Annotated in this window: 12 protein-coding genes; 4 read left to right on the forward strand and 8 right to left on the reverse strand. The window is 29.0% G+C overall.

Annotated features, from left to right (window positions below; translation table 11 throughout):
• Positions 1-182: 182 nt before the first annotated feature.
• The 6 genes from ACQKMV_RS07900 to ACQKMV_RS07925 form a co-directional block, all read right to left on the reverse strand.
• Entirely contained in the window at positions 183-401 is a 219-nt protein-coding gene (locus tag ACQKMV_RS07900) for a hypothetical protein (protein ID WP_427503266.1), read from the reverse strand.
• Between the two features lie 356 nt (positions 402-757).
• Positions 758-1,588, reverse strand: coding sequence for a hypothetical protein (locus tag ACQKMV_RS07905; protein ID WP_427503267.1), 831 nt, complete (start codon positions 1,586-1,588; stop codon positions 758-760).
• 23 nt (positions 1,589-1,611) lie between these two features.
• On the reverse strand, positions 1,612-4,173 hold the full coding sequence (locus ACQKMV_RS07910) for a DEAD/DEAH box helicase (protein ID WP_427503268.1): 2,562 nt from the start codon (positions 4,171-4,173) through the stop codon (positions 1,612-1,614).
• Positions 4,166-5,128: a HamA C-terminal domain-containing protein gene (locus tag ACQKMV_RS07915; RefSeq protein ID WP_427503269.1), complete on the reverse strand. Its 963-nt coding sequence runs from the start codon at positions 5,126-5,128 to the stop codon at positions 4,166-4,168. Before ACQKMV_RS07915 ends, ACQKMV_RS07910 begins: the two co-directional genes overlap by 8 nt.
• An 850-nt stretch (positions 5,129-5,978) precedes the next feature.
• A complete protein-coding gene (locus ACQKMV_RS07920; protein ID WP_427503271.1) occupies positions 5,979-8,534 on the reverse strand; it encodes a DEAD/DEAH box helicase family protein in 2,556 nt (851 codons plus the stop codon).
• A 5-nt stretch (positions 8,535-8,539) separates the two neighbouring features.
• The gene (locus ACQKMV_RS07925; protein WP_427503272.1) at positions 8,540-10,396 is read right to left on the reverse strand and encodes a DNA methyltransferase; all 1,857 of its coding nucleotides are present in this window, start codon (positions 10,394-10,396) and stop codon (positions 8,540-8,542) included.
• A gap of 70 nt (positions 10,397-10,466) precedes the next feature.
• On the opposite strand from ACQKMV_RS07925, the gene ACQKMV_RS07930 reads away from it, so the two are divergent.
• Complete coding sequence (locus ACQKMV_RS07930; RefSeq protein WP_427503274.1) at positions 10,467-11,249, forward strand: hypothetical protein; 783 nt, start codon at positions 10,467-10,469, stop codon at positions 11,247-11,249.
• Positions 11,250-11,521: 272 nt separating this feature from the next.
• Here the strand turns inward: ACQKMV_RS07930 and ACQKMV_RS07935 are convergent, their stop codons facing one another.
• A complete protein-coding gene (locus ACQKMV_RS07935) occupies positions 11,522-14,785 on the reverse strand; it encodes a DEAD/DEAH box helicase (protein ID WP_427503275.1) in 3,264 nt (1,087 codons plus the stop codon).
• Positions 14,786-15,454: 669 nt separating this feature from the next.
• Positions 15,455-15,988 (reverse strand): hypothetical protein, encoded by a 534-nt coding sequence (locus ACQKMV_RS07940; protein WP_427503276.1) that lies wholly within the window; start codon positions 15,986-15,988, stop codon positions 15,455-15,457.
• A 518-nt stretch (positions 15,989-16,506) separates the two neighbouring features.
• On the opposite strand from ACQKMV_RS07940, the gene ACQKMV_RS07945 reads away from it, so the two are divergent.
• The 3 genes from ACQKMV_RS07945 (at position 16,507) to ACQKMV_RS07955 (ending at position 18,674) form a co-directional block, all read left to right on the forward strand.
• Complete coding sequence (locus ACQKMV_RS07945) at positions 16,507-16,848, forward strand: helix-turn-helix domain-containing protein (protein WP_427503277.1); 342 nt, start codon at positions 16,507-16,509, stop codon at positions 16,846-16,848.
• A gap of 500 nt (positions 16,849-17,348) precedes the next feature.
• Complete coding sequence (locus ACQKMV_RS07950) at positions 17,349-17,471, forward strand: hypothetical protein (protein ID WP_427503278.1); 123 nt, start codon at positions 17,349-17,351, stop codon at positions 17,469-17,471.
• Between the two features lie 186 nt (positions 17,472-17,657).
• Positions 17,658-18,674: a hypothetical protein gene (locus ACQKMV_RS07955; protein WP_427503279.1), complete on the forward strand. Its 1,017-nt coding sequence runs from the start codon at positions 17,658-17,660 to the stop codon at positions 18,672-18,674.
• The last annotated feature ends 1 nt before the right edge of the window (position 18,675 follow it).

An 18,675-nucleotide genomic window follows, 5' to 3' on the forward strand; every position in this document is an offset into this window, starting at 1 on the left:
GTTATTATAAACTAGATTTTAAAGGTGGTTTAATGTATTAAATAATGGACTGCGTTTCCATCAAATTATACCACTTGCAAGTAGACGAATGATTTCAGGGAATAAGCGAACTTATGCATAAGATCCACTAATTTTCGCTGCTGTTCTAACTACCTTATTAGAATCAAAATTCACTGTTTTTTTCAAACACTTACAATCTTAAATTCACCGCCAGGACAAACAGTACTAACTCCACCCGTAAATGTTTCCAGAACACCTGCAGCATCATACGCACCATTAACACACCACTTGTTTTCGCGGATAAATGCAACTGCATCTGTATCTGTATCAATTGAATTAATGACATGTGTAGCTCCAAGTTCTAATGCCTCCCACCTAGAGGATGTCCTTAAGAAAGGCATAAATTCGTCCATCAAACATTACAGCAGCTAGCACCATTCTGCGACAAACAAATCATTTTGTCCAAGAATGTTTAACTAATGCCATACGTGAATTTAACCAAAAATTCCCTAAAAAAATAAAGCATAAATTTTTCAAACGGAAAATTTATGCTTTATGTCACATTGACACTCAGTGAAATCGTATGATTTAAAATGGAGATGGCAGGAGTCAACCCCGCGTCTCAACAAATACATTTAAACTTGCGTTTCGAAGGAGTTATGGCTATTAATAAAAATGCTTGTCTACGTTAGACAAAAGTATGTTTTGGGATAGCATTTCGCTCTTACTCTATATTAAATAAATAATTAGAAGTCATTTAATCAACTTTTAACTTTTCTAAATTAATTTCATCCCACCAACCTGAAGGATGTCTTGTTGTATAAACATTAGAGCTAATTCCATTTTTAATTAAAAATTTGTTTATAGGATCCTTTAAGTTACTAGTACAAGAATTTAAAACAATAATGGGATTTAATTTATTCAATAACTCTTGTAACTCCAGTTGAAAAACCCCTTCTTTCTCCCAAAGTTCTAACCATACCCTATCCCTAAGCATTTTATAATATGAACGAGTCAATGATCCATTATGTAAATAATGAAGTGACGTTTGAAAAGGGATTGGGTTTACCAAAATAATTCGATATTCTCCATCGTCTATATTTATTTCCCTTGACTTGATAATATTATTTATGATTGATTTTATTTCACTTTCAATATACTCACCTGTTTTTCCTTGTGCTGGTCCCTTAACTGTATATTCCAATGAATATTCCTCTGAATGAGGTGATTCTAATAAAATTACAATTGACGGCAATTCTGATTCATGTAATATGTCATAATCATTATAGATAGAATTATTATAATGATTATAACCTTCTTGAAAACAATAAAGTTCTCCTATTCCATCACTGATTTTAATACTATATCTATAAACATTATGAACTTTATAAGAATCACTAAAAAAACTACTTTTAATCTTTATCTGATTAGTTATATTTAAAACATCTATGAACTTTGTTTTATTTTTTTTTCTAATTTCATTTCCCACTATTTGATTTATTTTAATAGTGTACTGATTATTTCTATAACATACAACCATTTCCTCATATATTCGTCTGCTTTTTTCTGATAACCTTATCTTTTTCATAGAACCTCTCATCCCTAATGTTATTAATCATTTTTTTCTTTAATAAAATAACAATCAATTACTTGCGCTACTTCTCGTTCCATAATTTTATTAAATCCTTTGGTATCAATTTCTAATAAAAAATCCAAAACTTCATTTCTATTAAGATGTTCAGAATCGATTTGTTTGGCGATTTCCAGTGCAGTTGAACGATTGAAGCCTATTCCAATTAATGAAATAACAGTCTTGCTAGAAGCACCTAGCTCTAACCATAATTTTAAGTCTGTATCATCTAAAACGTCAGAGTTATTTTGTTCTCTTACCAAGTTCAAAATATCTTTATAACATGAAACATACTTTATAAATTTAAACCTAGCAAATTCTTCAATATCCTTAAAAGCCTCCCTAATTACTCTTTGTGGATTTCTACCACCATTTTTATCCCAGTATTGTTGACTTTTAGAGATTAGATAATTTAATGGCATACCCTTCATCCAATCTGTCACCAAAAATGCTAAGTACCTAGCTCTATTCTCATGATCAAAAGGAATTACTTTTTGAATAATACGAATAATCCGTTCATATCTATCAGGTGCATTAGGAAGTACAGGGTTAATAGGTTCCAATATATCCAATTTATCAAGATGTCTCTGGAAAAAAATTTTTAATTTTTGTTGTGCCAATGGACTAATTCCATTATTCTTAAAAAGTATTTCATCTGGAACATCTATATCTTTCATCATTATATCTAATGAGTTCTCTAAGAGTTTAATTTGTTCCTCATCAATCAATTCTAATAAACTTTTAGTAACCAATGATTGATTATTGCTATAAATTTTTAATAAATATGAAATAGTATGTTCAAAATCCAAATTGTACCTTTCTTCTTTGAAAGCATCTATTGACATATATTCAATTATTTCATCAAATTTTTCTTTAATAATTTTTTTTGTGTAAAATTCTATTTTATATTTTTTTCTTACCTCAGGAGGATTATTCCAAACAGAAGGATCATTAGTATCAATACACACTATATTCCCTTGAAATTCTAATCCTTGTCTCCCAGCTCGTCCTGCTAAGTTCCAAAATTCCACTTCTGATAGTGGGGTAGTATTACCTTTTTTAGGCGTCCTCACAAAAATAGTTTTAGCGGGTAAATTCACACCTTCTACAAGAGTTGAAGTACACATAAGATATTTAATTTTCCCAGCTTTAAATAATCTTTCAATTTCAGATTTCACAATCAAAGGCATATTCCCATAATGATATGCAATACCTTTAGTTATAAATTCACATAGACTATACCGAGCTGAAATCACCTCTTGTATTAATTTTTTTAATTCGATTATTTCTACATCTACGGACTGCTCTTCAGGTAACATTTCATATAATTTATAAGCAGCTTTCTCAGCATCAGAAGGTATCTTTGTATATACTAAATTACCACCAGACTGATCTCCTAAATGTTTCACTATATAAATTAATCTTTCAATTGTATTATTCGGCTTGACATCAAGGTTAATCTTACCAATATCATGGATGCCATTTTTAAAACAAAGTTTAATTTCCCACTCTCTAGGTTTTCGGAATATTGCATTAACCCATAATAAATTTTGGTTAACAGGTACAAATTCTTTTTGAACTGTACTCATAGATGAAATTTCAAAGTTTGGTTGTAAAAATACTTCTGGATTCTCAGTTAAAGGACTAGAAAAAATCACTTTTATATCTTTATTTTCATAAATTAAATCCTCCACTACATTTTGAAGTATTACCCCTCGCGACCCATCACTTACTTTTTGTGCTTCATCCACAATTAAGAAATCTATATGGAAACCTCTTTTTTCATTCATAAGCCATTGTAGACGTTCTTGTGTCAAAATAAAAATTCTTTTACTATATTCCTCCAAAAGTTCATCCATAATTGGCATTGATGTAATAAAAACATCATTAAATTCAGTGGTTCTTAATTTCTTTCTAATATCTGATTCAACTTGGCTAATAAGAGCTCTCGTAGGTACTACATATACAATTGTAGTTTGAGCTTTATTTAAAAGTGTTTCTTTAATAATATTTAATAATATATATGATTTTCCAGCAGAAGTTGGGGCTGAAATTGAAAGTAATTGACTATTATAGTTTTTTTCCAAAACATCATATTGAAATTTATTAATGTTTATAACTTTATTTTCTGTTTCATCCCATAAGGAATACTTTATATTCCTTCGCACAATATCTAATTTAGATAATAAAGGAAGTTGATCTATGTAATTTCCTCCTATATATCCCTTGCTAATTGCTAATTCAATACTAGGATGATTAGTCATTTTCTCTAAAATTAAAGCACTTTTAACATGTAATTCATCATCATCTTCTTGTTGAATCCCAAATTGTGCAATACGATATGCAACATCTAAATGCTCTGGCAAATTTGAATCTGCTAAAATACCTGCACAGTTTAATAAATATGGTAAATCGATAACTCCTTTTTGATTTTTAACCTTAGAAAATTGAGTTTGAATGGATAGTTTTAATAATGGCTCAAACATTCTTTGAAATCCATTTAAGTTATAGATTCTGCTTGCTAATTGTGTTATATCAATCACGATTCAACACCTCCAAAAATGCAGATCTAAATTCACTAACAGATGGAAAGGGCAAAATGAATACCTCAATAACCATTTTGTTTAAATCTTGATGTCCATCAATTGCTGCTTTTAATTTACTAACCCATCCATCAAGATCCTTTAAAATTTCTGATAAAACTTCTTGTTGTTTTTTTAATCTCTGCTCTTTAGGGTACTTCATGTAATCAAAACCTATTAAACACACTCCTTTGAATTCTAATGAATTATATGACGTATGATCAGGATCAAGATAATCTACTAATGCATTAGCAAATGCTTCTTCAAATGTAGATAGATTAGAAGTTAATAAATCTAGATCTCTAACTCTATGTGATCCATTAGATGCTAAAAAAGGAGCTAAGCTTTCAAAGCAATTTTTAATCGCTTCTCCATGATTTTGATATAACTTTGCTTCCCCCCAATAAATATTCAACTTCTGATTTTCAGAATCATATCCTAAGTGAACTCCGTCTGCACCATTGTAATGAAGTTGACTACTAGTTTTGAGGGACATTTTAGCAATTGCTTGAGGTAGCTTTAAAATGCTTTGTGTCATTAGATACAATAAAACTTCACCGGGTTCTCCTGTTTTGCTTACAGTAGTGAACAAAGTACGAGCTTTTTGATGAAGGGCAGCAATGTGTTTAGAAGTATTCATTTCTAAATCTTTAAATTGGGCTTTTCTAATCTCTTGTCTAGGTATTGAATAATCCAATAAATACTCTATCAATACTTTTCCTAAGTCCTCACTTCTAGGAAAATCCTGTCCATTAAAATTTATCATGTAGCATCTTGCTGTTGCATAAGTGTCCTCTACAATCTTTTCTTTTTCCACTGCACTTATATATGCATCTAGCTCAGTTCCATCACCTCTTAACATTTTATCTAGATATTCTTTCAAATAATCTTCTTGAATAGGAATTTCTGATACCATTCAATGACCTCCTTAAAAAGACATCGTGAAGTAAAGCCTTCAATTATGTCGTCTGTTATAAATTGAATATTACTTTTCAAAAATCCTTTTAAAATAAGTTTTCTCTTATAAAACAGCGTATACTTTAGTGAATAATATGGCACTGATACCTATCTTCATATTTAAAAAGCACTACAAAACAACACAAAATTTACCTACAAAGTAATCATATCCTATAATTAGAACATAAAAAAGCACTAGCGTAAATATCCACATAAAATTACAATATCCCTATATTATTAGAGGTTTTTCGAAAAATAGAAAAGGTTCGCCTTATTGAAAGTCAATAAGGCGAACCTTTTCATATTGTTGAATACACATCCTCTACACTGTAACAAAAACAATGATAACATTTTTTCTTATACTTCTTCAGTTTCATTATTTCTATTTTATTTAAGACTCAGATTTCACGTAATAATACAATTTTTTCGTTTTGAAGTTCATTAATTATTAAATTCCTTTATCCACTTGTTTCTCATAGCAAAAATACGTTACACACTTTGAGAGCTTTTTAATTTTCTCGTAAACTTTTTATTTAAAATAGAATTTTATTATAGGGTAGTACTACTATATTTCATAACAGTTCATAATTTTTCCGATTTTCTTGGCCATTTAGTTGAAATAGACTTATCCATAGATTCTCTCTTTATTTGCTCAATTCTAACTTTTTTATTCCGATTCCAACTTTTTTGTTCTGTATAAAAAGGATATTGACCAAGATTTTATCTTTGGACAATATCCTTTTTCATAAAAGTAATTAAATGACGCTTAAACTAAAATAATAGTTTTATAACTACCATGGAGAATATTTCTAATCTCCTATAATAATCTCTCTAAATTTAGACTTAAACCGTTCTCTTCGTTGTGGTTCTTTCGAAAAGAATTCTATTCCATATAGTTTTATGCTATTATTTTCAGCTAGATTTATAATAGGCGGAATATTATTTAATTCTATTAGCATATCTTCTTTCCAGTGATCATTAAAATATAAAAATTCTCCTTTAGGCTCAATTAAAATTTGATATACTTGATCCATTTCTTTTAAATAAAGAATAAAGTCTGGCATAAAACCTCTTACACCATTGAACTCAACAAGTTTTAATTGCTGTTCATTTCTTATTAGATAAACTTCACTATACTTAGAATAGATTTCATCTAATATACCTTCTATATACCCAATCAAATCCCACTCTAGACCATTTACAATAGCATTATCATATACAAACCAATCCTTTTTCTTCATAGGATATGAAGAAATTTTTTCACTAAATGGTAGGTTAATAATAGGATTAAAACTTATAGAGTAATCTTTAACTATATCTTTAATTGCTACTGCTTCAAATTCTTTTATACCAACATTCTTATTACAATTTAGTGTGATTTGGCGCTTTATTTGAGACATTATTCTTTCTAAATATTTTATAAGTCTATTAGGAGATAAGTAATTTTGTTCTTGGTCTTTAGGATATCTTAAAGTTAAATTAACGCTACCTAAATAATCCTTACTAACAATAAATTCTTCAATACCCTCTAAATTAGAAAAAATTGCTTTCAAGCTTTGAAAATCAAAGAATCTGTCTTTTAATAATGCTTTTCTCCAAAGATTTTTATTAATCCCAATTATCTTCTCTTGTAATACTATTATAGCTCGATGTTCTATGTCTGAATATACCTGCTGCTCAATAAGTTCAACTGCTTCAAATTCAAAATATGTCTGTATTGAAAAGTCTTTAAAGGTTCTATGTTTTTCATTTGATGGCACTTCAGTTTTATTAACATATAAAAAACCATTTTTGTATGCCGAACTCTTCTTAAAGCTTTCTTTGACTTTAGCATCAAATGTAACTTTAGAATCATCTATTACTACAATGTCCGCTTCATCAAGTGATTTATTCAGCTGTTTTATATAACTATTATCGTTAATTGTATGATAATGTAATTGCTCTAATATTCTCAGGTCACTATCTGTATTATCAAATCTTCTTTTAAAGCTCTTCTCTCCTTGATATATATATGGATAATATCGAGCACCTCTACCAATTAACTGTGCTTCGCTATCAGTTGTACTTTTAGATTTACCTGCTCCTTCGCTAATCCTTACGATGTCAAAAAGATTTAGTACATCCCAACCCTCATTTAATTTAGCTACAGCGAATATACCTCTAACGTTATTTTCCATAGATTCTAAACTGTTTAATATTCTAACGTTTTTAGGAGAAACAAATTCTTTATCGTTAGCATTCATTAAGTTTTCTTCACGAAAATCAAATTTTAAATCTTTCACCACTTTTTTTAAATCTGTAGATTGATAGAATTTATACATTTGTGAAAAAACACTATTCTCTGAAGCAACGATTGATTTTGTATCAATAAAATCTTTCAATTTATCAGGGTCTAGATTTTGTATTAATTCAATAAATTGATTATGCGTATCAAGAGATACTTTAATACTGTTTGATTTAAAAAGTATTATAGGTTTAATATATATGTTATTTTTTAATGCAATATATTTTCTATATTGATTCAATAGGACTGCAGATAAAATTTTATCATGATCATCATCATTACTTCTCAATAAACTTACATTTTTTGAATACTTGTCTAACATAAAGTTTCTTAAGTCATAATTATAGATAATCTTGTTCTGATATTTATTTAGCAACTCTGGATTAGTTAAATCTATTGTTGCAGTAAATTCTAATAAGCGATTTTCTGGACTTAGATTTAAAATTTTTAAGACGGTATTTTCCCAACCATCATCAAAAATATTTCCCATTTTAGCTTTTTTAGTTGATGCATTTAAATGATGAGCTTCATCTGAAAGCATAATTAGTTTACTCATTTTCAAATCATCATAAGTTAGACTGTTTTCACTTGGGTATTTTAAATCCATATGCAATTTTTGAACTGTTGTAAACTTTAAATAAATCGTGTTTTTAGCGGGAAATCTAGGAAAACTATTTACATAGCTTAACGTAACCCTTTCACCATCAATAAATAATTCTTTACTATTAAATAAATACTTATTCGACTTTACATTAAAAAAGTTTACATATGTTTTATTGATAATAGCATCACTATTCACATAAAAAAGAAATGTATTATAGCCCTTTTCTTTATATAAATACAGCATTGTGGCTGCCATTACATTCGTTTTCCCTGCACCCGTCGCCATTTTAAATAATAAGTGATTATGGTCAATGTTAGCTAATTTACCTTCTTGCGTTTGTATAAAATATAGCAACGCCATTTTTTGGTAATGTCGGAGAGGATGCTTTAAATTTCCATCTATATAATCCGGAATTTCTATAAATGAATGAAAAAGGGACTCCTCTTTTGCTATTTTTTCATATAATAGACTATTCATTTATATTACTCCTTTGATGAATTATAGAAACTCTTATTAAAATCAATTGTTGTAGGTTCAAATTTAAATCTAGCATCTTCAATCTCAAAATAGCTGATATAGAGTTGGTTTATATCCACTTCATTAAGAAGCATGTTTTTCACTTCACTCAAGGGCATTAATTCCCATTCTTCTTTATTAAATATAGATTCACATCTATACGAAAGTAGAAAATGTTCATCAAGTTCTTTGAAGAAACGTTCAATTTGATTTACATCAGGAGCATTTTTAATCATTTCAATATATCCCTCATAGTTTGCTATTTCAGCATATATAAACTCTCCGCCACCTTGCCATTCATATTTCTTAGAAATGCCACCGTCTTCACCGTTCACTACGCTTTGTAATCTTGGTAAAGTTATTGTTTGAATATATTCCATTTGCTCTACACCAATGAATTTTCTATTCATTTTTAATGCAGTAGCTAAGGTTGTTCCTGATCCAGCGAAGAAATCCAATACTAAATCGCCTTCATTAGATCCTATATGAAGAATTCTTTCTATTAATCCTTCTGGTTTAGGTGTGTCAAATTTCTCTTCAAATTTAAAAGTGTTAATTTCCTTTTTTGCTTCTTGATTATCCGTTACTTCATCTCTAAACCAAATAGTCATTGGTGTCACACCTTGTTTAACTTCTGTTAGATATCTTTTAAGCTGTGGAGCCCCTGTGCCTTCTTTACCAAAATATAATCTGTTTTCTTTAAGTAAACGTTCAGCAGTTTCTTTACTAAACCTGTAGCAGCTTCCTTTAGGTGGATAAAACTCTTCACCCGTATTCGGATTTTTAATTGGGAAGACACCGCTTGGAGAAAATGATTTAACTAAAACATTGTCCGATCTCCATCTACCTCTCCCATCTCCATCGTCATATTTATAATATTTATTTTGTTTTTCTGTGCGTGGTAATAAATTAGGACGCCATATCTCTTTATTCTTTGCATAAACAAGAATAAAGTCGTGACTATCAGATAACCACTTTGAATCATTTGTTGGGGAATAACGCTTTTCCCAAATCACGTTATTAATAAAATTATTTCTACCAAATATTTCATCACATAATACTTTTAAATATGCTTGTTCATCATCATCTATAGAAATCCAAATCGTCCCATCTTCAGCTAATAAGTCTCTAGCAATTTCTAATCGATCTTTCATAAAAGATAACCAAGCCGAATGATTAAATTTATCATTATATTTAAAGCCATCTCCCCCTGTATTATAAGGAGGATCTATTACTATTTGTTTTATTAGACCATAAAATCTTTCTTTCAATGAATACAGTGCGATTAAATTATTTCCTTTAATAAGTAAGTTTTCACCGTTGTAATTGTTAACTGATGAAATGCCTTTATTATTAACCTTCACAGTTTTATCCAGTACTTTGGGAGAAAGTAAAATATCTATTTCTTCTTTAGCAATAATTTTATTAAAAAATGTTTCTTGTTTACTTACTGACTCCTTAGTCATACTCCCTTCAAGTAAACAGTCTTTAAAAGGATAGTTTAAAACTGTATCTGAATTATAAGCCAAGTATTTTCCTTCACTACTTAGCCCAATTTTATTTTGGTATTTTGTATAACTATTCATCCAATAATTTTTCAATTGTAAAACATCTATTAATTCATCAATTTTAAGAACCTGAATTCCTTGTATATTTTTTACAAATTTCTCTTTAATTAAGTTGTCTTCTAAAAGAAGTTTTATCAATTTTTCATTATAATTTCTTAAATCTTCTATTATTCTTGTTTTATTAATTTGATTATCAATTAAATAATCATTATTTTTTTCAAGAAGATTTATAAGTCTCTTATTTATGTCAAACATTTTATTACTCCTTATTATTTATTTTTTTGAAATTATATGGGATAATTCACATATAGAAAGGTGGTATAATATGACTGCATTACTAAATTACATTTATAGTTCATTTAAAAGAGATAAAAACAAAAATGTGTTTATCAGTGATCCTCCAGGTCCTGCAATTCTACTTTGGACAAACAACCAAACACATCCCAACCTAACAGGTATATCTGTGGTAAAAGAATTAAATTTAGATTATCAGAATCAAAATCAACATATCTCACATAATTTAATCACTACTATAGCTAATGAAATCAAAACAAATACTTCTATTCCTTTTTTAGAAATAGAGTATGACTTCTTGAATGATATTCTTATTATTAATGGTACTCGATATAATGTTTCAAATGGCGGAAATATAATTGCTAACACTTTCAATCTAACAATTAGTAATACGCCTACTAAAGCTGTTAATAATTCTCAATCTGTTACAGATATGTTCCATATTTGGTCAAGGTCTTTCTTTAGTGGAACAGCCGTAAGAAAAATTGATACAGATCTAGTAGTGGTAGACATTATTGATAACACTCTTTCAAGTTTTGTAGAAATCAAAAGAAGTGATAGAGTCAACTTTAATAGCTGGCAACCTTTTTCTAATGATTTATCAAATTATGAAATGATGTTCGCTCTATCCGATGCTTTAAATATTCCATTCTACACCATCCACCATAACGACGTAAATAATAAAATTATTGATGCTAATAAACTGGTAAATGTGTTTACTTATGACCCTAACTCTCCTGTGAATTGGGGCACATTCAGAAGCTTACAAAACCGACAACAGTTAACGGCTCAAGATATTGTAAATTCATTATAAAAGATATTATTTATGATGTCTGCGGACCATAAGACCTATTATCTTAACAAAATAATAAGACATAGGAAAAGAGCATTATACTTAATGCTCTTTTCGACAAAAATAGTATGATTCTACAACTCTTATAATCTTAAATCGCTTTTTCTATAATCATTTCTCCAAAATAACCATTCGCCACCGTTCTTCAATTATTCATCTTTATATATCTTCCTAAGAAATGTATGTTCATCTGGTAAAAGAATGTTATGTTTAGAAATAAAAAATTTCCTTATTTACTTACTGCAAATAATTTTCAAATTTATTCCGCTTGTTTCTTTTAAAAAGCTCTCTGTAACACCTAGTAATGTTAAAATATCTTCTCCAATATTTGATTTAGATATACTTGGTTGAACAATGTAAATTTCAAATTGCATCGGAATACGCCTTTTAGCCTTATCTTTTAGTAATTCCAAATCTTCTTTTGAACCTCTTTCAAGTCTTGAACATGTTTGTTTATTGTATGTCTTTTGCTCTCTTCTTAAAAGATGTTTGAAAAACTCATCACCCTTTTTAGATTTCCAATAGATAGATTTTTGAGCTTGTCCACAAACTTGGTAAAGATTTTCTATACTTTTAGATGTTTTTCCACCTTTTGCGTATTTTAAATGGTACATTTCTATTTTAATAATTTTATTTTCTTCTTTGATTGTAATAATATCTGCAATTTCTCCAGAGCCGTCATCATCATAAATAATATGATAATCCCCAACTTTCAACTTTTGAATCATAGCATATTGAATAGAATCTTCTCTTTTAGGTTTTACATACTGTGACTCTTTGGCTATATTTACACCATTCCAATCATACGGAATTAGCTTTTCTAAGGGATATTGATTAATTGTATGTTTTAACTCTACATACTCATTTCCTGTTAACGAAGAGCCATCAGCAAACCAAAATGTTGGTACGTATTCCTCTAAAAATTCTAAAAGACTCATTTTTCTCGAACCCTTTCTCACATAAACCAGTTCATCAGAAATTATATTAAATTGATAATCATAAACATCTAATTCTTCTTCAACTATTTTAGATAAACTATATTCCACTATTACTTCATAAATCCCAATTAATAATTTAAACTTTATAGTTTCTGAAATGATAAATTCATGGATTTGGAGTTCTACCTCAGATAAATCCTTACTAATATTTTCTCCATAATAAAATGTACAAATAGTTTCTGACTCAAATAATATTTCATAATCCCAATCTATGGCAAGCGGAACAATTCTAGGTATTTCATGGACCATCATAGGTACAAGACATTCTTTCAAAATTTCATTTGGATCAATTTCTGGATCTGTAAGTTTAGCTCCAACATTAAAGCACCAATTCTTTAAGTTTTTTATGTTATTTTGAAGCTTTGTCCAAATTCTCCCTTTATAAGAGCAACCAATATTTACAGAATTACCATTTTCAAAACCGGCCCCTACTATATATGCCTTTTGACTTCGTTGCTTTTCCATTAAAGAAATAGCAGAAGAAAGATCACTACCTACACTCATTCGATATCTAATATCCCTCCCTAAATTTAGCTTTAACCCAACATTTTGCAATTTTAAACGTTTAATATTATGTAAAGCTTTAAAGACATTCATTCGATTTATAAGTTGCGCACCAGATACTACCTTCTCTGCTAACTCCTTGTACAGACTATTGTTATCTGTACTATTTATATACAGCAACTTCTTTTCTGGATCCCACATTAAAATAATCATATCCCATTTTAAATCGAAGCTATTTTTATCTGTAAGCCAATCTAATTTAGATTTTTTTGCAAATACTACTATAGCTACATTTTCTTTTAAGTTGTCATCATAAAAGGCATATTCATATTTACTTTCGTTAATGTACATAGATTTCATCATTTTAGGTGACCAATTTATTACATTTGTTTTATATACTACAGTACTTAGCTTTGGACGAAGATTTTGAAAAGAAAACATCGATTGATTTATATTTTTAAACCCATCTAAAAAATCTTTGTACTCCATTTCTCCATCTATTGCAGCGCCACTAAAATTAGATAGTAATTCATTCCAATCTGCATCACTACTATATAAGTCTTCTAACGCACCTGAAACATTTAGGTCCGCTATATTTGCTATAAATGCTGCTTTACCTAAATTTTGATCATGTTTTGTTCGAGTGAATCTTCCAGTAAATTGGAGTGTAACAGGTAAGCTCTTTCTGATATCATGTAACGCTGCTACCTTTAGTTCTGGTAAATCAAAACCTTCACCTAACATATCCACACAAACAATGATTTTATGTTTCTTTTGACGAATAGCGTTATATATTTCAGTTTTATTTTGAATACCTGAGTATATTAAAGCCGGTTGTAAATGATCATATTTGCTATATAGATTAAAAATTTCAATTGCTCTATTCTTATTTGCACATCTTGCCATTAATATATGGGGAAAACCTTTTTCTAAATCCTGTTCAAGCCTCTTTACAGCTAATTTAGCAATTTTTTCATCTTCTTTCGTTTTATCATATTCTTTGACAGGTAGGAATTCTATTTCTGTAAAGTAACCATCTTTTTGAGCTTCTTTCAGTGGAAAATTAAAGATGATTTGCCCATCCAAATTCTTCCCGTCATTTCTAAATGGAGTAGCTGTAAATTGAATTACTTCATTTTTATTAAATCGCTTTCTAAATTTTTCCCATGTAGTAGCTTTTACGTGATGTGCTTCATCAATAAATACATTCGAACAACTGTTGGCTATTAACTCTTGGCTTTCTTCATTTATTGAAGATAATAAATTCATAGTTGTTACAATTACATTACTTTCGTTAATAAAATCTTGTAAGCAACTTATTTCCTTAATACCCTTATATAAAATCCCTACTTTAGGGTTTATTACTTCGTCAGCAATTATTTCAAACTCTTTTAACAATCCTAAGGTTAAAAACTTTGAGGCAACTTGATCTCTCAAAGCATCACTAGGTACAATTATTAATAACTTCTTACATTTCATTGTTAACAGGCTAGATAACATTGTTTCAGTTTTCCCTGTACCTGTTGGCATTACAACTGTAGCTATATCATTTGATACTTTTGAGTGGCTTAAAATAGCATACAGAGCTGCAATTTGTGGTCTTCTTAGCCCTTTTTGATTTCCTTCGATAGATTCTTCTTTAAAGACAAAGTTATTTCTCCAGCTATCACGAACATTGTCAACTGAATAATAAATATCTTCATTGGGATGTTTCAACCATCGTTTTGCACTAACTGAGTTTATCACCCCTTCATTAATTGCTCTTAAATCTTCAGGTTCAATTAATAATATGTACGCAGCTTCTTCTATCTTTTTATTTTTATTTCGGGTAAGACAATAAACCTCACCTTTAATAACTAATGAAAAATAATATCCATTAATCTCATTAATTTCTCCCTCAATGATTTTCTCATTCTGATTTATCTGTTTAACAATATTTTTACTCTTTTTGTAGTATTCGATATTTAATTCTGGTAGCTTAATATAAACTTTCATCAGTACTCTCCTCCCAAAAAATTGTATGATATTACTAAAAAACATTTAAATGTACAAACTATTACTTATTTTAATAAACATTACCCACAATTAACAGATTTGTATCTTGATGTAAACAAACTTTCGTAATTTTTTTTATAAAAACTTGTTTTCTTGAGTTCTATTAAATCAATCGTGTTTCCTGAATAGGATGATATAAAGAATTTATATGAAGGTTTCATGAACTCTAAATTTGCTTAGATAGGACATGAGAATTTACAAACTAAACTTGGCATTTATATTCAAAATAGTAACTTTTAAGTTGCGAATAAATTAAGTGACTTCATCAATCAAAAAAACAGTGAAGAAAACAAGATTGAACCTTATAGTGGTAATCAATTTAATCTAACTCAATATCAACAGTTCAAAATTGTCCTCAAAAAATAAGGAATCCAAAAAGCCTTAACATACCGGGCTTTTTGGATTCCCACAACTCGAAATTCTCATATAATATAATTAAATATATTGTGTCGTATCTTACTCTCCTAAAGTTAAACCTTGATTGACCAAGATCTCTGAATGTAAAACGTTAGAAGCAATAAAGAAGAAAATTAGGAGTTATATTATTTATAATAATCATTATCGAGGGTCAGCGGAATTAAGAAAAGATGCCTCCTGCAAAGGCTAGAATTACTTATTTTTCAAAATACTTCGCGCTTGCTTATAATATTCAGACTCCTCACTAAAAGATTCAAATATTTTAACTGCTTCTTCATAATTACCACTATTCCACAAAGCAACTGCTTTATTATAAAGTAAATATTCTTCTGCATCTTTAATTAATTTTTGTGCCTTTTTATACTGTCTTGAATCTTCTGGTATTTTTTTTGCAACTTCAAACGCTTCGTTTATTTCACCTTCGTTCCACAAATCTACTGCTTTATTATATGTATCAACATCTTGATTTAAATAAATATAACTACCGATTGGTATACCCAATGTTATCAATATCCCCAACACGCCAACAAAAAAGCTTAAAATTTTTGAGCCGTTAGTGGGCTTTTTATGACGTTCCAGTTCATTTTTTTTAATATTTGTTAATGGGTCATCTTTTTCGTTATAATACCTTTTTCTAACAGCTACATCTTCGAAACTTAGCTTACACTTTTCACAATAATTATTTCCGTCGGGACTTGGATGTTTACATAGTCTACAGATTTTCATATTGACACCTCACATACCGTATTTCTCATCTTGTAAATAAAAATTCAATCTTTAAAATCCAATAAATGATTCAGAGTAATAAAATAGATATTCTATTTTATTACACCATCATTTACTAAATTCAAAAATTGTCTTAGATTTTGTCCTCCTAACAATCTATCAAGATTAATAAATTAACTTGTCACTCTCACTATATAATTGAAGTCATTTTCACAAATGTTTTTCATACTCATTACAGTATTTTATCCATTCATCTAATCTGCAAAAAATTATTAGTCATAAAAGATTGATCTGAGTAACGCCAGTACAATTTAATTTCTTATATTCTGAGTGACATTGATTAAATATAAAAATATTAAGTGACTTTAATATCGTGGTAACTTTTTGCAATTTTTCCTATTCACAGTTTGATTATACACCCAAAAAATAATAATAGTATATATAATAAGTCAATAAATATTAATAGTATGTAGAATAAACAGAACCTTCCTACTAGGGTTATCTTAGGAGGGAATTAAATGGATAGTTTAGTCGAATCAGTCGGAATACACATCCGTATGTTAAGGAAAAGTAAGAAACTTAGTCAAGAAGAGCTTGCTTTTAAAGCTAATGTTCACCCAACATATATTGGTCAAGTTGAACGTGGAGAAAAAAACTTAACTATCTCTAGCCTTTATCAAATTACAAATGCATTAGAAATTAATCTTGCAGAGTTCTTTTCTGTAATTGAATCCAACTATGGTTCTACTGAAAATCTACCATATCGCCTGATTATTAAATTACTACAAGATGTAGAAATAAGTGAGCAAAGACAGTTGTACGAAATACTAAAGCAAATTGTTGACTGGAAAAAAAACTAAGAAGCTCCATGTATGTTGAGCTTCTTAGTTTTTTTAAATATTATTCATCTTCATATTGTACTTTCTCAACATCCAAACCTAGGGTCTCCAATGCTTGATTTAATATAAGCAGTGGATGTTGAGGAATATAGTTTAAATTGTATCAATAACATTACTATACTAATTTCAATTATATATTATCTATAAAGAGCAGCTAATCCTTATATTAAATGGATTAGCTGCTCTATTCGTATTCAAAATGAATATTTTCGAAATAATGATTAAACTTCAAAGCTTATTTCCACTGTGTTCTGCCGGCTTCTCGTTTCATCTAAGTTTCTCTTTAAAATATCAAAATATAACTTCCTAAAAAACGAGAAAAATATTTTGTTTTAAGGAATTGCTATTAGAGGATTAATCATCTCTTAACCTATTTCGTAAAAAATTTCATTTTCTATTCGAGATTAAATTATTAAAAATCGCGGATAGCATTCAGATTCAATAAAGGAGGTGTGAGATAAATGAAACTGAAATCTAATGATCCTTCCATTAAATATTTAATGCGTACAAAGGTGGGATTACAAATAGAGATATTTTATGCAGCAGAACAAGGTGATTTTATTGGATGTCTTACGAATGCCTAAATTAGGAAAATTGAAATTGTAGGTCGTTTTTGCGTTGTTCCAAACACATTTTGCGTATTGCGTCTTATATCTATCCCTACAAATTAACACTTTAAGCCATGCTAAATGCGACTTTCTTACAGGATCAACTAGACATTAACCGTTTCATCTAGAAAATCAATAACAACAAAGGATGTGAAAGAAATTATGTTACCTTTTGAAATCTCACCAGCACATGATATTGTATTAAATTCTCTATCAAAGCAGTTTCAAAATGCATTAATAAATCGTGCTTCTTTTCAAAATATTATCGATAAGACTTTTAATGATCTAAAATACACTTTACCGTTGGAATTAGAAGATATTGTCGATTTTTATGAAATCAATAAAACTCAAGATGCTAATAATTTGGGAAAGAAGGATTTACCTGCCGAAGAAGTAATTTTTACAAATTTAGAAATAAGGGAGGACCTTGCAACAATACTTTTGACCCGCAAGTTAAAAGATATTACTGATTTTAAAATAGGGATCATTTGTAAAAATGCAGAATCAATTGAAGTAAATCAAAATCTCTTAAAACTTAAAGTAAACACAGAAACTTTTGAAGTTATTGGATTAAATAAAAACGATTTTAATAGTTTAATCATTGCTAAATATTTATACTATTACTTTGTATCATCAGTTGGGAAAGAACAATTAGCGCAGTGTCTTGAAGTTATCGAAAATAAGCCATTAAAAACTTTAAAAGTTGGCCAATTGAAGCAACTACAAATCCCGATATATCCAAACCTTCGATACGTAGTTGAAAACATCGAAACTCAAATTAATTGGCATGATGCAGATCGATTTTCTAACCAATTGGATCATTTAACCACTTTGTTCGATTCGTTTGAATCAATAATTGGGGATTTAGCTAATAATCATCACCTTACCTATTTAGTTCCAAAAGATTTATTTACTTCACGTGAATTTGGTTTTTTATTGGCGCAGTACCTTGTAAATACCCCATTTTATTGTGATATAAATATTTCCGTTGTTTTAGAAAGTATGGTTCACTATGGATTGTTTGAACGTCATCAACAAAAAAACTGGGATGATGTACCAATAGAATTTTATAGCCCCCACCATGAAATCGAAGGTGATATCATAATCATAATTAAAAATTTTGAACAGGCATTACATTTACCTGCACAAGCAAAATTAATTTATTTAGAGGAGCGATAAT

This window comes from Lysinibacillus sp. NPDC094403, assembly GCF_050278745.1.
Lineage (GTDB): Bacteria > Bacillota > Bacilli > Bacillales_A > Planococcaceae > Lysinibacillus.